Below are 14,484 nucleotides of genomic sequence, written 5' to 3'. Positions count from 1 at the left end.
GCTACCGAACTCTCCTGTGAGCAGGGCGAAGAGGGAGCCGACCGGGGGCTGCTGGCGCCCTCCTGGGCCGGCTCCGCCGTCGCCCGCCTCACCGGCGACGCCGCCTATCTGCGCGCCATGCTCGACGCCGAGGCCGCGCTGACCCGCGCCCTGGCCGCCCTCGGGCTCGCCCCGGAGACGGCCGCCGCCGCCGTCACCGCCGTGACCCACCGTCTGAACCCCCGCGACCTCGCGCTGCGGGCCCGCGCGGCCGGCAACCCCGTGGTCCCGCTCGTCGCCGAGCTGACCGCCGCCGTCGCAGGCCGTGACCCGGACGCCGCCCCCTACGTCCACCGGGGCGCCACCAGCCAGGACATCCTGGACACCGCCACCATGCTGGTCGGCGCCCGCGCCCTGGACACCGTCCTCGCGGACCTGTCCCGCACCGCCGATGCGCTGCGCCGTACGGCCGCCGAACACCGCGACACCCCCATGGCCGGCCGCACCCTCACCCAGCATGCGGTGCCCACCACCTTCGGCCTCAAGGCCGCGGGCTGGCGCAGCCTCGTCCTCGACGCCCGCGACCGGCTCTGCGCCGTACGGGCCGCGCTCCCCGCCCAGCTCGGCGGCGCGGCGGGCACCCTGTCGGCGTTCCATGCCTACGCGGAGGCCGACGGCCGGGTGCCCGCGCCCGACCTCGGTGTCCGGCTCCTCGCCGCCTACGCCGCCGAGACCGGCCTCGCCGAACCCGCCCTGCCCTGGCACACCTTGCGCACCCCGGTCGCCGACCTCGCCGGCGCGCTCGCCTTCACCGCGGGCGCCCTCGGCAAGATGGCGGCCGATGTGCTGACCCTGACCCGTACGGAGACCGGCGAGCTCGCCGAGGGCAGCGGCGGAGGGGGGTCCTCCCGGACGGAGTCCGGGGGATCGTCGGCCATGCCGCACAAGGCCAATCCGGTGCGCGCCACCCTGATCGCGGCCGCCGCCCGCCAGGTCCCCGCGCAGGCCGCGGTGCTGTACGGGTCCCTCGCCGCAGAGGACGAGCGCCCGGCCGGTGCCTGGCACGCCGAATGGCAGCCGCTGCGGGAGGCCCTGCGCCTGGTGGGCGGCGCGGCGCGGGACGCCGCCGAACTGGCCGCGGGGCTACGGGTCCGGCCGCACCGTATGCGGCAGAACCTCGACACGACCCGCGGCCTGATCGTCACCGAACGCCTCGCCGCGGCCCTCGCCCCGCTCCTGGGCCGCGCCGAGGCCCGGCGCACCCTGGAGGCGGCGGCCCGGCGCACCGCCGAGGAGGGCATCGCCCTGTCCGAGGCGCTCGGCCCCGATGTCCTCGCCAAAGCCCAAGCCCTTCCCGACGGCGCTCCGGAGAGGTTTCCCGACGGCATCCCTGAGGGCTCCCCTCAGGGCTGTCTCCGTCAACTCCTCGATCCCACCGGATACTTGGGATCCGCCGGTGCCCTCGTCGACCGGGCCCTGGCCCGCCATCCCTCTCCCCAGCGCAACCCGCAGGAGCCCACCCCATGACGCAGCCACCCGCCACCTTGCCCCTGCAGCACACCGTGGACGGCGCCGAAGACGCCCCGCCCTTGATCCTGGGCCCCTCCGTGGGCACCTCACGCTCCCTCTGGAGCACCCAACTAGCCGCCCTTTCCAGCCAGTTCTGCGTTATCCGCTGGGACTACCCCGGCCACGACGGCGCCCCGGACTCCACCCCGGCCACCACCGTCCCCGGACTGGCCCGCCGCGTCCTCGCCCTCGCCGACTCCCTCCGCCTCGACCGCTTCGCCTACGCCGGGGTCTCCCTCGGCGGCGCCGTCGGCGCCTGGCTCGCCGCACACCACCCGGAGCGGATCGCCTCTCTCACCCTGATCTGCTCCTCGGCCCGCTTCGGCGCACCGGCCGCCTGGCACGAGCGGGCCGCGCTCGTCCGGGAGAAGGGCACAGGACCGGTCGCCGACGCGGTCGCCGACCGCTGGTTCACCCCCGCCTTCGCCGGTTCCCCGCAGGCCACGGCCCTGGTCGACGCGCTGCGCCGCACGGTGACGCCTGCGGGCTATGCGGCCTGCTGCGACGCCCTCGCCACGTACGACCTGCGGGCCGATCTGCCGCGCATCGCCGCCCCCACCCTCGTCATCGCGGGCCGCGAGGACCCCGCCACCCCGCCCGCCCACGCCCGCGAACTCGCCGACGGCATCCCGGGCGCGACCCTCCTGGAACTGCCCGGAGCCGCCCACCTCGCCGTCGTCGAACGCCCCGCACCGGTCCTCGCCGCCCTCCTCGCCCACCTGGCCCCCTTCACCCAAGGAACCCCGCAGTGACGGCCGCACGCCACACCACCGTCGGCATCATCGGCGCGGGTCCCGCGGGCCTGCTGCTCGCCCGCCTCCTCCACCAAGCCGGCATCGACTGCCTCGTCCTGGAGCACCGCGACCGCGCCTACGTCGAGCAGCGCCAGCGCGCGGGCATCCTCGAACAGGGCACCGTCGATGTGCTGCGCGCCTGTGGGGCGGGGGAGCGGATGGACCGGGAGGGCCTGGTCCACGACGGCATCGAACTCCGCTACGACCGACGCGCGCACCGCCTCGACTTCCCCGCACTGACCGGCGGCCGCCGGGTCACGGTCTATGCCCAGACGGAGGTGGTCAAGGACCTCATAGCCCTCCAGCTGGCGTCCGGCCCGTCCCTGTTGTTCGGCGCCCAGGCGGTCGCCGTAGAGGGCGCGGACACCTCCCGCCCCCGCATCCGCTACCGCCACGCAGGCCGGGAACGCACCCTCACCTGCGATTACGTCATCGGCTGCGACGGCTTCCACGGCGTCACCCGCAGCGCCGTCCCAGAGGGCGAACGCCGCACCTACGAGCGCAGCTACCCCTACTCCTGGCTGGGCGTCCTTGCCGAAGTCCCGCCGTCCTCCGATGAGTTGATCTACGCCCATTCCGAGCGCGGCTTCGCCCTCTTCAGCATGCGTACGCCGACCGTCAGCCGCCTCTACCTCCAGGTCCCCAACGGCACCGACCCGGCGGACTGGCCCGACGACCGCATCTGGGAGGAACTCGAGGCCCGCGCGGCCCTCGACACCCCCTGGAAGCCGGCGCGCGGCCCGCTCACCGCCAAGTCCGTCCTCCCCATGCGCAGTGCGGTCACCGAACCGATGCGCTACGGCCGCATCCTCCTGGCCGGTGACGCCGCCCACATCGTCCCGCCCACCGGCGCCAAGGGCCTCAACCTCGCCGTCGCCGATGTCACCGTCCTCGCCCGCGCCCTCACCCATCTGCACCACACCGGCTCGACGGAGCTCCTCGACGCCTACTCCGACACCTGTCTGCGCCGCGTCTGGCGCGCGGAACACTTCTCGTACTTCATGACGACAACCCTGCACACCGACGCGCACCAGACCCCGTTCGAGACCCGGCTCCAGCTCTCCCAGCTCGACCGGATCGCCACCTCGCCACATGCAGCGGCCGAACTGGCGGAGAATTACACGGGGTTGCCGTTGGAGTGAGAGAGGGGAGTCGGGGTGCGGCCTTTGCGGGCGACACAGGAACTGATCGACGGGCGCGTCGGACGAAGGGAGGCGATGGCCGTCGAGGTCATCCTCCGCCACGGCTCACGGGCCGATGCGGAGGCACTGTTCCCGGTCTTCCTGAGCAGCCCCGAGGCGCATGAACAGCTGGTTCCGGTCTTCGCCCGCCACGGGGACCGCTCCCTGGCCGAACGCCTCCTGGATGCGGGCTTCAAGGACGGCCGACTGCGCAGGGGAATGCCCGCCAACGTCCTGCACGCCCTCGGCTGCCTCGGTCATGAGCCGGCCGAGCGGCTGCTGTGGGACCACATCGACACCCCGCTCCACGACGCGGACGCCTGCCTGGGGCTGCTCCATCTGCCCTGCCGGAGTCTGCGTACCGAGATTGCGCAGGCGCTGGAGCGGCACGCCGGTGCCGCATGGTTCCCGGAGTTCCTGCCCGCCCTGGCGGCAAAGACCGGCGACCCATCGTGGCTGGGGCGCCTCGTCTCCTGGGGCGCGGTCGCCTCGACCGACTGCAACGGCGGGCTGATACTGGGCATTGCGCTGTACGGGGATGCTGCCCGCACGGATTACCGGCGAATGCTGTGGAACCCGGACTGGGAGGCCTACGGCGGCGGGACCGGGGCGAATCTCTGGGCGTACGCCGGTGCCCTCGTACTGGGTCTGGGGATGGTGGACCTGTACGCCGACCTGGTCACCCGGCTGCGGTCCGACGCAGACCCGGCAGTCAAACGGCACTGTGTGCGGACATTCGCCGCCCTGCTGCGCCTTTGGGCGGGCCGACGCTGGTGCGGCCTGCGCATGGCACCGGAGCCGACGGAGACCTGCGAGGCCCTGCACCACCTCGTATTCGAGTGGTCCACCCCGCACACGGATGACTCGTTGATCGGGCTGATCGGGGATCTCTTCGGCCCCGGTCATCCACGGCAGGCAGAACTGTACGAACTGGAGCGGGAGTTGGAGATCCGGGCGCGGCACGAGTGGGAAATCGGGGAGCTGAAGTCCCGCTCCACGGCGGACCATTGGTAATTCGATTGCCGTGGGCCGGGTCCCTTTGCGACGGTCGCCGCATGCCAATCCACGACCGAATCGACGATCTGCGGGCCAGGGAACGGGACGGAAACCTCCCGGAATTCGTGCTGTTCTGGGGCGGGCCCACCCCCAAGGGCTGCCTGAGCCAGTGGTATCACTCCCCCTTCACCCTCGACGGCATCACCTACGCCACCGCCGAGCACTACATGATGGCGGAGAAGGCCCGGCTGTTCGGCGACCGGCGGAACGAGACCCGGATTCTCCGTAATCCGGCACCGGCGCTGGCCAAGAGTTTCGGGCGGGATGTGCGGGGATTCGACGAGGAGACCTGGGTGGCGCACCGCTACGGGATCGTGGTGACCGGTAGCCGGGCAAAGTTCGCCGCGCATCCCGAGCTGCGGGAATTTCTGCTCTCCACGGCCGGAAAGGTTCTGGTCGAGGCCAGTCCGGAGGACACCGTCTGGGGCATCGGCCTGGAGGAGCACGAGCCGGAGGCGCGGGTGCCGTCACAGTGGCGGGGGCTCAATCTGCTGGGGTTCGCGCTGATGGACGCGCGGGAGAGCCTGGCCGCGGCGTAAGCAGTCAGGGCGCACGGCTTGTCCGTGAAGGAGCAGAGCCCTTCGCCGTCCGGGATCGGGGCATCCGGCGCGAGTGCGCTGATAGGGACGAGGGCGGTGAATAATTGACGAGGTGGCCGGCGCCCGTCATGAACTCCCCGCCCTCGAACGGGACATTGTCGTCACGCCAGCCGACGCTCCGGATGGCCTCCCGCCGCACGTCCCGGTCCGGCCAGTCGATATCGGCGATAGTGACGATGTCTTCGACGACTTCCGGGGTGAGGGGACAGACGGCCACGTAGTCGCGGATGACGTCCTCTTCGGCCTGGGACACGCCCGGATTTCCCTTCGCTCACGGTCAGCGGCAGTCGCACATTACGCCGCTGAACCCGGTCCCGTGCCTCCCCATTCGCCCTGTTCCCGGTGCCCTTCCCGGTACCGCACCAGCAGCATCGCCGCATCATCGTGCAACGGCCCCTCGACATGCTCGACCAGGTCCTCGCGCACCGCGCGCAACGCCGCCTCGGGGTCGGGGTCCTTGAGGAGGGCGGCGCGTGCGTCGAGGGGGTAGAAGCGGCCCGCCGCATCGCGGGCCTCGGTGACGCCGTCGGTGTAGAAGAGCAGCTGGTCGCCGGGGGCGAACGGCACGGTGTAGGGGAGCGGGGCGTCGGTGTCGTGCTCGGCGAGGCCGAGGGGGAGGGCGCGGTCGGGCGGGGCCGCGTAGCCGACCGCGCCGGTGGGGCGGACGACGAGGGGGGCCGGGTGACCGAAGTTGAGGAGGGTGGCGTGCGGGGCGTCGCCGACCTCGGCGAGCACGGCGGTGACGAAGCGTTCGCCTCCCAGGTGCCGGTTCAGCGCCCGCTCCACCCGTTCACCGACCGCCGACAGATCGGGTTCGTCGTGCGCCGCCTCGCGGAACGCGCCGAGCACCACGGCCGCGGTCTCCACCGCCTCCAGGCCCTTGCCCTGCACGTCCCCGACGATCATCCGTACGCCGCCGGGCGAGGTCACCACCTCGTACAGGTCCCCGCCGATCCGGGCCTCGGCCACCGCCGAGGTGTAGGAGACGGCGATCCGCAGCGGGCCCGCACCGCGCGGTACCGGGCGCAGCAGGACGCGCTGGGCGACCTCGGCGATCGACCGGACGCTGGCCAGTTCCGCCTCGCGGCGCTGCCGCATGACGGCGGCCACCACACCGGCCGCGGTGACCCCGGCGACGGTCAGCAGCGCGGTCGGCCCACGCCGTCCCTCGAACACCTCGCTGTAGAGGCCCAGGCCGACACAGAGGACGGCCGCGATCAGCCCGACGAGGACCGTACGACGCCAGCCGCCGACCAGCCCGGCGAACGCCGGCCCCAGAGAGACCAGCGGCAGCAGGCCGATCCCGGGGCCCGCGGTGAGGTCCCCCGCACAGACCACGGCCATGACGGCGTACGGGAGCGCGAACAGCACCCGGGAGCCGGTGCACTGCTCGGTGTTCGACACGGCCAAGGCGCAACTCCGACGGGGGCATCAAGGGCGAGGTGTGGGTGGGGGAAACCGCCCCCGACCTGAGCATATGCGTCATATGACGGTCCGAAATACCGTGCATACGGGTCTGTTATCAAATCGCCGTTCAGGCCGCCGTCCAGACCGCCGTCCAGGGGGATGCGAGGGGGCGGGGATCTTACGTACCCATGACGCGCGGGCCGGCGCGCGGGCCGGAACGCCGTACCGCGCTTAGCGTGACCGACATGCGTGTACTGGTCACCGGCGGCGCCGGATTCATCGGATCGCAGGTCGTATCCGAGCTCTCGGCGCGCGGGCACGATCCCGTCGTCCTCGATGCCCTGCTGCCCTCGGCCCACCCCGAGCCGCCCGCGCCGCGGCCGGGGGAGCGCCGCATCGTCGCGGACGTACGCGACCGGGCGGCCGTCGCCGAGGCCCTGCGGGGCGTCGACGCGGTCTGCCACCAGGCGGCAATGGTCGGCCTGGGCAAGGACTTCGCGGACGCGCCCGACTATGTCGGCTGCAACGACCTGGGCACCGCCGTGCTGCTGGCCGAAATGGCCGCGGCCAAGGTGGGGTCACTGGTGCTCGCCGGGTCGATGGTGGTCTACGGGGAGGGGCGCTACACCTGCCCCGAGCACGGAGTGGTGCGGCCGGGGCCGCGCGCGGTGGCCGATCTGGACGCCGGACGGTTCGAGACGCGCTGCCCGGCCTGCGGCGCGGAACTGCGGCCGGGCCTGGTCGCCGAGGACGCGCCCGCCGACCCGCGCAATGTGTACGCGGCGACCAAGCTCACCCAGGAGCATCTCGCCGCCTCCTGGGCGCGCGCGACCGGCGGGCGCGCCGTCTCGCTGCGCTACCACAACGTCTACGGGCCCGGCATGCCCCGCGACACCCCCTACGCCGGTGTCGCCTCGTTCTTCCGCTCGGCACTGGCCCGTGGTCAGGCGCCCACCGTGTACGAGGACGGCGGCCAGCGGCGGGACTTCGTGCACGTACGGGATGTCGCCGCGGCCAACGCGGTGGCGCTGGAGGCCGTGGCGGAGCGGGAGCCGGGGGTGCTGACCGCGTACAACACGGGCAGCGGGGAGCCGCGCACCGTAGGGGAGATGGCCCGGACGCTGGCCGCGGCGTCCGGCGGGCCGGAGCCGGTGGTGACGGGGGAGTACCGGCTGGGCGATGTCCGGCACATCACCGCCTCGTCACGGCGCATCGCGCGGGAGCTCGGCTGGCGGGCGGCGATCGGATTCGCGGAGGGGATGACGGAGTTCGCACGGGAGGGGATGCGGGCGGGCCCCGCCGGTGCGGCCCACGCCCTGCCGCGCCCGGCCCCGGGCCCCGGCCCCGCCCCGGTGGACGTCGTCCTGCCCTGCCTGGACGAGGCCGCCGCGCTGCCCTGGGTGCTGGCCCGTATCCCGGCCGGCTGGCGGGCGATCGTCGTCGACAACGGCTCCACGGACGGCTCCGCCGCCCTCGCCCGCGACCTCGGCGCCACCGTCGTCCACGAACCGCGCCGCGGCTTCGGCGCCGCCTGCCACGCCGGACTGCTCGCCGCCGACGCCGACATCGTCTGCTTCTGCGACTGCGACGCCTCCCTCGACCCCGGACTGCTCACCCCGTTCGTACAGGCCGTGCAGGACGGCACGCACGACCTGGTGCTGGGCCGCCGGCGCCCGCAACAACGCGGCGCCTGGCCCCCGCACGCCCGCCTCGGCAACCTCGCGCTGACCCGGATGCTGCGCCGCCGCACCGGCCTGCGCCTGCACGACCTCGGCCCGCTGCGCGCCGCCCGCCGCACCGCCCTGCTCGGCCTCGGCCTCACCGACCGCCGCAGCGGCTATCCGCTCCAGATGGTCGTCCGGGCCGCCGACGCGGGCTGGCGCATCGCGGAACGCGAGGTCCCCTACCTCCCGCGCACCGGCCGTTCCAAGGTCACCGGCACCTGGCGCGGCACCTGGCACGCGGTACGCGATATGCGCGGTGTGCTGCGCGAGCCGCCGCTGACGACCCGTACGACGACGGGTACGGACACGCAGGAGGCGGCCCGATGAGCGACGAACCCGCAGGCTGTACGGGACCGATGACCGGACCCGCCGGCGCCACCGGCCCGACCACCGTCCTGGTCCTCGCCAAGGAACCGCTCCCCGGCCGGGTCAAGACCCGGCTCACCCCGCCCTACACCCCCGACGAAGCCGCCCAGCTGGCCGAGGCCGCGCTGCACGACACCCTCCAGGCCGTCCGCAGTATGCCCGCCCGCCGCCGCGTCGTCGTCCTCGACGGCCGCCCCGGAACCTGGCTGCCCGCCGGATTCGAGGTCCGGCCGCAGTGCGCGGGCGGCCTCGACGAACGGCTGGCCGCGGCCTTCGCCGGCAGCCCCGGACCGACCCTGCTCATCGGCATGGACACGCCCCAGGTGACTCCTCAACTCCTCGCACCCGCACTGCAGTTGGACGCCTGGCGGGACTGTGACGCCTGGTTCGGGCCGGCCGAGGACGGCGGCTTCTGGGCGCTGGGTCTGGCCGACCCCGACCCCCAACTGCTCCGCGGCGTCCCGATGTCCACCCCGCACACCGGCGCCGCCCAGCGCGCCCGGCTGACCGAGGCCGGACTGCGGGTAGGGGAGCTCCCGCCGCTGCGCGATGTCGACACGGCCGCCGACGCCCACCACGTCGCGGCCGCCGTGCCGGGCGGACGGTTCGCCGCCACCCTCGCCCGGCTGACGGCGGTCCCCGAATCGTGAGCCCCACCACGAACCGCGCCCTGACCTGGGGCGCCGACCCGTACGCCGACGCGCTGCGCAGCGGCCGCGGCCCACTGTTCCTGCGCCGCCCCGACGGCTGGCTGCTGCCCCTGGAGGTCGAGCGCTGGTGCGCCGGTGCCGACGCCGCCGACCTGTCCGCGCTGCGCCGCTGCGAGGGCCCGGTCCTCGACATCGGCTGCGGCCCCGGCCGGCTCGTCGCCGCACTCGCCGCCCAGGGCAGCCGGGCGCTCGGCATCGATGTGAGCGAGGCCGCGGTGGCCCGTACGGCCGCGATCGGCGGCGCCGCCCTGTGCCGCTCGGTCTTCGACTCCCTTCCGGACGAGGGGAGTTGGGGCACCGCCCTGCTGCTCGACGGCAACATCGGCATCGGCGGCGACCCCCGCGCCCTGCTGCTCCGGACGGCCGAACTGCTCGTCCCGCGCGGGCTGCTCATTGTGGAGACCACGGCCGCGGACGTCGACGAACGGGTCCAGGTACGCGTCGACACCGGGCACGGCGGACGCCACGGGCAGGACGGACCGGGCGGCCTGTTCCCCTGGGCGCGGGTGGGCACGCCCGCCCTGCTGCGCCACGCCGCGGCCGCGGGCTGGGCGCCCGTGGAGCAGTGGTCCGTGGCCGGGCCGCCGGATCACCGGCCCGAGGGCGCCGAGCGCTGCTTCGTGGCCCTGCGCCGCCGCGCCCGCGCGACCATACCGCGCAGCCTGGGCGCCGCCGTACGGCCCGTCAGCAACAGGGCGGACAGCGCGAACAGCCCGGCGGTGACCAGCAGCCAGCGGGAGAGGAAGCCCTCGCCGGGCAGGCCGGTGGCGGACGCGTAGTGCGCCGCCGAGGCGCCGCCCGGCGCGCCCGCCGAGCCCGCGATCAGCGGAAACCACACCAGCAGCAACAGCCCTGACAGCGCGGCGGGAACCCGTACGTACGCCGTCCACGCCCGGTGCTGCCCCGTGCCCACCGTGGCCGCGCACACCGCCCGGTCGGCGAGCGAGTACAGCGGCAGCAGCACCAGATCGTGCACCAGCGCCGCCCCGACGAACCACACCACGACCAGCGGCCACTGGGCGCCACCGAGCAGCCGCAACCCCGCGTACCCGGTCAGCGCGAACGAGCCGAGCATCAGCAGCAGATGCAGCGACCCCTCGCCGTACCAGCGGCGGTGCCGCAGCCGCGCCAACCACATCCGCAGACTCGGCCTCCGCCGTGCCCGGCCCTTCATGACAGCTCTCCAAAGGTCAGCCGGGCCACCCACTTGGTGTTGACCACCCCGGGCGCCGCCGGGACGATGATCCGCGCCGGGCGGCCGTGGTCCTCGGACAGTTCCGCGCCGCCCACCCGCAGCGCGAGGAGCGCACGCCCGTCACGCACCTGGTTGGCGCGCAGCGCGGCCCGCCGGAACGCGCCGTGCAGCTGGAGCGACTCCACCAGGACGTCCGGTGGCCGCTCCCCGAGCCCCACCAGCGCGGCCAGATCGCGCAGCCGCACCCCGCTCCACAGCTGATCGTCCGTCGACCAGCCCTCCACACAGGCGATCGGCAGCGCCGCCTCGTGCTGCGGCATCCTCAGCAGCTCGGCGCGGCTCAGCCGCACCTGCCGCCCACCGCCCTCGACCGTCAGCCGCCAGTCGTCGCCGGTGTCCTGCGGCCGGATCCCGGCATAGGCGGCGGTCTTGTTGATCTGGAAGCCGTTCGGACCGCTGCCGGGGTCGGCCCCGCCGTGCGGCGCCAGCAGTGCCGTACGCCGCCACCACCCCCCGATGCTCTGCCCCGCCGTCGTGGCGAGCAGCAGCAGCGAACCGCCGCCGGCCAGCCACAGCGCGCCGCGCCGCGAAACGGTCGGCGGGGCGGGCTCGCGGGCGACCAGCTCGGTGTCGTCGGCGTCCGCCTCCGGGTCCCTGCGCTCACGCAGCGCCCGTACGGTGCGCGGCATGCGCAGCACCACATGCGCCACGAACGCGCCGATGAACACCCATGCCCCGTAGAAGTGCAGCGCATAGAACGACCCCGGGAAGAGATAGTCCAGCTGGATGTTGAGAATCCCGGTGACGAACTCGAACAGCGCCCCGCCGACCAGCAGAAGCAGCGACAGCCGCTCCAGCGCATGGCCCAACGACCGGGCCGGCGGCAGCGTGAAGAGCTTCGGGATCACCGACCACAGCTTCGCCAGCAGGACGGGCACCAGCGCGACGCCGAGGGTGACATGCACCCCCTGGGTGACCCGGTAGAGCCAGTGCGGACCGGTCGGCCAGGCGAAGAGATAGAAGCCCAGCACGCCCTTGTCCGGCGTCTTGTCGTTGACGCCGCCCGCCAGATTCGGGTTGTACGCGGCGTACGACAGCAGGCCGGTCACGAACAGCAGCGTGATCCCGGCCAGCAGGACGACACCGAGCAGCGCCGTCAGCCGGGGGCCGCGCAGCGGACTGCGCCAGAACGACGGTGAGGTGGGGGGAGTGAAGCGGGAAACGGGAAGGTGGGCACGCATGGTCAGGTGTCCTCGACGGTTTGCGCGACGCGGGTCCGCCGCGGTGCTCCGACGGTATGCCGCAGCGGGTGCCTCCAGGCCGCCACGACGCATGACGAAACTCTGACGGCGGTGCCGCGGCACGGCGTACGTGACCGGACCACGCCCTAGCGTTCCGGTGTGACCACTCGTGTGACCACCCGTGAGACCTCCGAAGCGCGTCGAGTGCGCCGCGCCGATCTGCTGGCAGCCGCTGCCGGCGCCCTCCTCGTCGCGCTCGCCGTCGTCGTCGGCACCGTCATCCAGCACGCCACCGGCAATCTGCGCGTCAACTGGCCCCCGCTGTACGCCTCATGGTTCCCGCACCTCGGCCCCGGCACCCCCGCCGCGTTCGCCGTCGCCGTCCTCGTCATCGCCTACGGGCCCCCGCTGGCCGCCCGGCTGCCCTGGCGCGGCCTCGTACTCGCCGGCTGGCCGGCGGCGATGGCCTGGACCTGGTCGCTGGCCCTGATCGACGGCTTCCGGACCGGCATCGCCGGCCGCCTCACCACCGAGTACGAGTACCTGACCGTCATCCGCCGCTTCGACCACCTCGGCCCGGCGCTGCGCGACTTCACCCAGCACATCCTGCTCCACCACGGGCCGGACTCCTGGCCCGCCCATATCGCGGGCCATCCGCCGGCCGCCGTCCTCACCTTCGTCGGCCTCGACCGCATCGGCCTGGGCGGCGGCGCCTGGGCCGGTATCTGGTGCATCACCCTCGGCACCTCCGCCGTCGCCGCCGCCCTGATCACCCTGCGCGCCCTCACCGACGAGCCGACCGCGCGCCGGGCCGCACCCTTCCTCGTCCTGGCCCCGGCCGCCGTCTGGGTCGGCACCTCCGCGGACGGCTACTTCGCCGCCGTCGCCGCCTGGGCCCTCGCCTTCCTCACGCCCGCCGCGACCCGCACGACGCGGGCCCCGGCGGCGGCCGCCCTGACCGCGGGCCTCCTCTTCGGCCTCACCTGCTACCTCTCGTACGGCCTCACCCTCATCGCCCTGATCGCCGCCGCGATCCTGCTGGTGACGCGCAGCGTCCGTCCGCTGCCCCTGGTCCTGGCCGGGACGGCGGCCGTCGCGGCCGTCTTCACCCTCGCGGGGTTCTCCTGGTGGGAGGGGTACCGCCTCTTGGTCGAGCGTTACTACCAGGGCGTCGCGGCGGTCCGCCCGTACGCGTACTGGGTCTGGGGCAACCTCGCCTGCACCGTGGTGATCACCGGTCTCGCCACCGTGGCCGGCCTGCGGCACGTCCTGGCGGCGGCACCCCCGGCCCTGCGGCGGCTGCGCCACTCGGGGACGGCGGCCGACGACCGCCTGGTCGTCCTCGTCCTGGCAGCCCTCGCCGCTCTCCTCGCCGCCGACCTCTCCGGCATGAGCAAGGCCGAGACCGAACGCATCTGGCTGCCGTTCGCCCTCTGGCTGCTGCCCGCGGCCGCGCTGCTGCCCGCCGCCCACCGCCGGCACTGGCTGACGGCTCAGGCCGTCCTAGCCCTGCTCATCAACCACCTTCTGTACACCGGATGGTGACGACCAGTCGGGGTAGCTGGACCAGGCGAACATCGAGCGGGCGGCCTTCACCCGGCCGGGGCGCAGGATCCGGAGCGGGCCGCGGTTGCATGCGGGACAGTCGGCGCGGGTCAGCGGCGAGGCGACCCGGCGGCCACCGACGATGTAGTCAATCCGCCGCTGTCCGGACAGATCGATGGCGTGGCGGATCTCGTACTCCTGCTCCCACCCGTATCCGCAGTGCAGGCAGACGAACGCATACGCCTCGTGAACGGTCTCGGTGTCCCTGCTGTCCATGGTCACCACTGCCTCTCCCCGGGCCCCGCGCGGCTTCGCGCCGGGAACGGATCCGTGCCGCATCTCTCCATTATTGCGCCGTCAACGGCAATTGCGGGCGGTGCGGGCGCGGGGGGCCCGCCGATGCCCGTACGCGCCTGCCATCAGGCACAACGCCCCTCACCGGGGATCCGCCACCAGGTATAAAGACGCCATGGGTGCCAAGGGACACGATGCGAACTCCGGACACGGTCACGACCACGATCACGATCACGGTCGGGCCGAGGGTCCTGATCACGGACCCCTCGGTGACCCTCTCGACGACGACACCGAGGACGTCATCGCCGCCGTGCTGACCGCCTCCCGGCTGTTGGTCGCGATATCGGCGCGGGCCATCGCGGAGACCGAGCCCGCGCTCACGCTGCCCCAGTTGCGCGCCCTGGTGGTGCTGGACGGCCAGGGCCCGGTCAAGCTCGCCACCCTGGCCGGCGCGCTGGGCGTCAACCCGTCCACCGCGATGCGGATGGTCGACCGCCTGGAGGCGGCCGGCAGCGTCAGCCGGCAGGCCAACCCGGGCAACCGCCGCGAGGTCGTGCTGAGCCTGACGGCCAAGGGCCGCGGCCTGGTCGAGCGGGTGGTCTCCCACCGGCACGCGGAGATCGCCGAGATCGTCTCCCGGCTGTCCGCGGAACAGCGCGCCGGCCTGATCACGTCGTTGCGTGCCCTCACGGACGCGGCCGGTGAACCCCGCGTCGCACCGCGCCCCGCGCCGCCCCCGGAGTCGGCGGCGCCTTACTGATCATTTCAGAATGAGTTCGGTGCGGCGGCTGGGAGTTGGCGGTGTCATCGGGCAGGGTCTGGTG

General features: G+C 73.7%; 14 protein-coding genes and 2 pseudogenes. 11 read left to right on the top strand and 5 right to left on the bottom strand.

The window, feature by feature from the left end; genetic code table 11:
* Positions 1 to 48 precede the first annotated feature (48 nt).
* Genes pcaB through AB0D04_RS29420 form a run of 5 tightly spaced genes read left to right on the top strand, consistent with a single transcriptional unit; the run spans position 49 to position 5,118 of the window.
* The gene (pcaB, locus tag AB0D04_RS29440) at positions 49 to 1,506 is read left to right on the top strand and encodes a 3-carboxy-cis,cis-muconate cycloisomerase (protein ID WP_362709353.1); all 1,458 of its coding nucleotides are present in this window, start codon (positions 49 to 51) and stop codon (positions 1,504 to 1,506) included.
* Entirely contained in the window at positions 1,503 to 2,300 is a 798-nt protein-coding gene (pcaD, locus tag AB0D04_RS29435) for a 3-oxoadipate enol-lactonase (protein WP_362709284.1), read from the top strand. The genes pcaB and pcaD overlap by 4 nt, the downstream gene beginning before the upstream one ends.
* On the top strand, positions 2,297 to 3,484 hold the full coding sequence (locus AB0D04_RS29430; RefSeq protein WP_362709281.1) for a 4-hydroxybenzoate 3-monooxygenase: 1,188 nt from the start codon (positions 2,297 to 2,299) through the stop codon (positions 3,482 to 3,484). Before pcaD ends, AB0D04_RS29430 begins: the two co-directional genes overlap by 4 nt.
* Before the next feature lie 24 nt (positions 3,485 to 3,508).
* Positions 3,509 to 4,537: a hypothetical protein gene (locus AB0D04_RS29425; RefSeq protein WP_362709279.1), complete on the top strand. Its 1,029-nt coding sequence runs from the start codon at positions 3,509 to 3,511 to the stop codon at positions 4,535 to 4,537.
* A 41-nt stretch (positions 4,538 to 4,578) separates the two neighbouring features.
* Complete coding sequence (locus AB0D04_RS29420; RefSeq protein WP_362709277.1) at positions 4,579 to 5,118, top strand: NADAR family protein; 540 nt, start codon at positions 4,579 to 4,581, stop codon at positions 5,116 to 5,118.
* Positions 5,119 to 5,122: 4 nt separating this feature from the next.
* Here the strand turns inward: AB0D04_RS29420 and AB0D04_RS29415 are convergent, their stop codons facing one another.
* Both AB0D04_RS29415 and AB0D04_RS29410 read right to left on the bottom strand, forming a co-directional pair.
* Positions 5,123 to 5,431 (bottom strand): hypothetical protein, encoded by a 309-nt coding sequence (locus AB0D04_RS29415; protein WP_362709275.1) that lies wholly within the window; start codon positions 5,429 to 5,431, stop codon positions 5,123 to 5,125.
* Positions 5,432 to 5,472: 41 nt separating this feature from the next.
* Positions 5,473 to 6,522 carry a PP2C family protein-serine/threonine phosphatase gene (locus tag AB0D04_RS29410; protein ID WP_362709351.1) on the bottom strand — a complete coding sequence of 350 codons (1,050 nt, stop codon included), beginning with the start codon at positions 6,520 to 6,522 and terminating at the stop codon, positions 5,473 to 5,475.
* 308 nt (positions 6,523 to 6,830) lie between these two features.
* Between AB0D04_RS29410 and AB0D04_RS29405 the strand changes: the two are divergent.
* The 4 genes and pseudogenes from AB0D04_RS29405 to AB0D04_RS29390 form a co-directional block, all read left to right on the top strand.
* A pseudogene (locus AB0D04_RS29405) lies at positions 6,831 to 7,859 on the top strand (NAD-dependent epimerase/dehydratase family protein); the annotation flags it as partial.
* Positions 7,845 to 8,636, top strand: a complete 792-nt coding sequence (locus AB0D04_RS29400; RefSeq protein WP_362709348.1) for a glycosyltransferase family 2 protein — start codon at positions 7,845 to 7,847, stop codon at positions 8,634 to 8,636. The pseudogene AB0D04_RS29405 and the gene AB0D04_RS29400, both read left to right, overlap by 15 nt.
* Positions 8,637 to 8,665: 29 nt before the next feature.
* Positions 8,666 to 9,325, top strand: coding sequence for a DUF2064 domain-containing protein (locus tag AB0D04_RS29395; protein WP_362709346.1), 660 nt, complete (start codon positions 8,666 to 8,668; stop codon positions 9,323 to 9,325).
* Positions 9,322 to 10,164, top strand: coding sequence for a methyltransferase domain-containing protein (locus AB0D04_RS29390; protein ID WP_362709273.1), 843 nt, complete (start codon positions 9,322 to 9,324; stop codon positions 10,162 to 10,164). The genes AB0D04_RS29395 and AB0D04_RS29390 overlap by 4 nt, the downstream gene beginning before the upstream one ends.
* On the opposite strand, the pseudogene AB0D04_RS29385 reads toward AB0D04_RS29390, so the two are convergent.
* Both AB0D04_RS29385 and AB0D04_RS29380 read right to left on the bottom strand, forming a co-directional pair.
* Positions 10,071 to 10,523: pseudogene (locus AB0D04_RS29385) on the bottom strand (hypothetical protein); the annotation flags it as partial. The gene AB0D04_RS29390 and the pseudogene AB0D04_RS29385 sit on opposite strands and share 94 nt — an antisense overlap.
* Before the next feature lie 32 nt (positions 10,524 to 10,555).
* On the bottom strand, positions 10,556 to 11,821 hold the full coding sequence (locus tag AB0D04_RS29380; RefSeq protein ID WP_362709270.1) for a molybdopterin-dependent oxidoreductase: 1,266 nt from the start codon (positions 11,819 to 11,821) through the stop codon (positions 10,556 to 10,558).
* Between the two features lie 159 nt (positions 11,822 to 11,980).
* On the opposite strand from AB0D04_RS29380, the gene AB0D04_RS29375 reads away from it, so the two are divergent.
* Positions 11,981 to 13,366 carry a hypothetical protein gene (locus AB0D04_RS29375; RefSeq protein ID WP_362709267.1) on the top strand — a complete coding sequence of 462 codons (1,386 nt, stop codon included), beginning with the start codon at positions 11,981 to 11,983 and terminating at the stop codon, positions 13,364 to 13,366.
* Here the strand turns inward: AB0D04_RS29375 and AB0D04_RS29370 are convergent.
* A complete protein-coding gene (locus AB0D04_RS29370; protein ID WP_362709265.1) occupies positions 13,325 to 13,642 on the bottom strand; it encodes a hypothetical protein in 318 nt (105 codons plus the stop codon). The genes AB0D04_RS29375 and AB0D04_RS29370 overlap by 42 nt on opposite strands.
* Before the next feature lie 193 nt (positions 13,643 to 13,835).
* Here AB0D04_RS29370 and AB0D04_RS29365 point away from each other — a divergent pair, with 193 nt between their 5' ends.
* Positions 13,836 to 14,420, top strand: a complete 585-nt coding sequence (locus tag AB0D04_RS29365; protein WP_362709262.1) for a MarR family transcriptional regulator — start codon at positions 13,836 to 13,838, stop codon at positions 14,418 to 14,420.
* Positions 14,421 to 14,484 lie beyond the last annotated feature (64 nt).

The organism is Streptomyces sp. NPDC048483 (genome assembly GCF_040651455.1).
In the GTDB taxonomy this organism is placed as follows: Bacteria; Actinomycetota; Actinomycetes; order Streptomycetales; family Streptomycetaceae; genus Streptomyces.
Note: the sequence above shows the minus strand (reverse complement) of the source record. Positions and strands in the feature narration are given on the sequence as shown.

Bases quoted from the DNA above. Each gene is read 5' to 3' on its own strand.
- AB0D04_RS29370 (WP_362709265.1), bottom strand. From the start codon at position 13,642: ATGGACAGCAGGGACACCGAGACCGTTCACGAGGCGTATGCGTTCGTC.
- AB0D04_RS29380 (WP_362709270.1), bottom strand. From the start codon at position 11,821: ATGCGTGCCCACCTTCCCGTTTCCCGCTTCACTCCCCCCACCTCACCG.
- pcaD (WP_362709284.1), top strand. From the start codon at position 1,503: ATGACGCAGCCACCCGCCACCTTGCCCCTGCAGCACACCGTGGACGGC.
- AB0D04_RS29400 (WP_362709348.1), top strand. From the start codon at position 7,845: ATGACGGAGTTCGCACGGGAGGGGATGCGGGCGGGCCCCGCCGGTGCG.
- AB0D04_RS29365 (WP_362709262.1), top strand. From the start codon at position 13,836: ATGGGTGCCAAGGGACACGATGCGAACTCCGGACACGGTCACGACCAC.
- AB0D04_RS29395 (WP_362709346.1), top strand. From the start codon at position 8,666: ATGACCGGACCCGCCGGCGCCACCGGCCCGACCACCGTCCTGGTCCTC.
- AB0D04_RS29410 (WP_362709351.1), bottom strand. From the start codon at position 6,522: ATGGCCGTGGTCTGTGCGGGGGACCTCACCGCGGGCCCCGGGATCGGC.
- AB0D04_RS29420 (WP_362709277.1), top strand. From the start codon at position 4,579: ATGCCAATCCACGACCGAATCGACGATCTGCGGGCCAGGGAACGGGAC.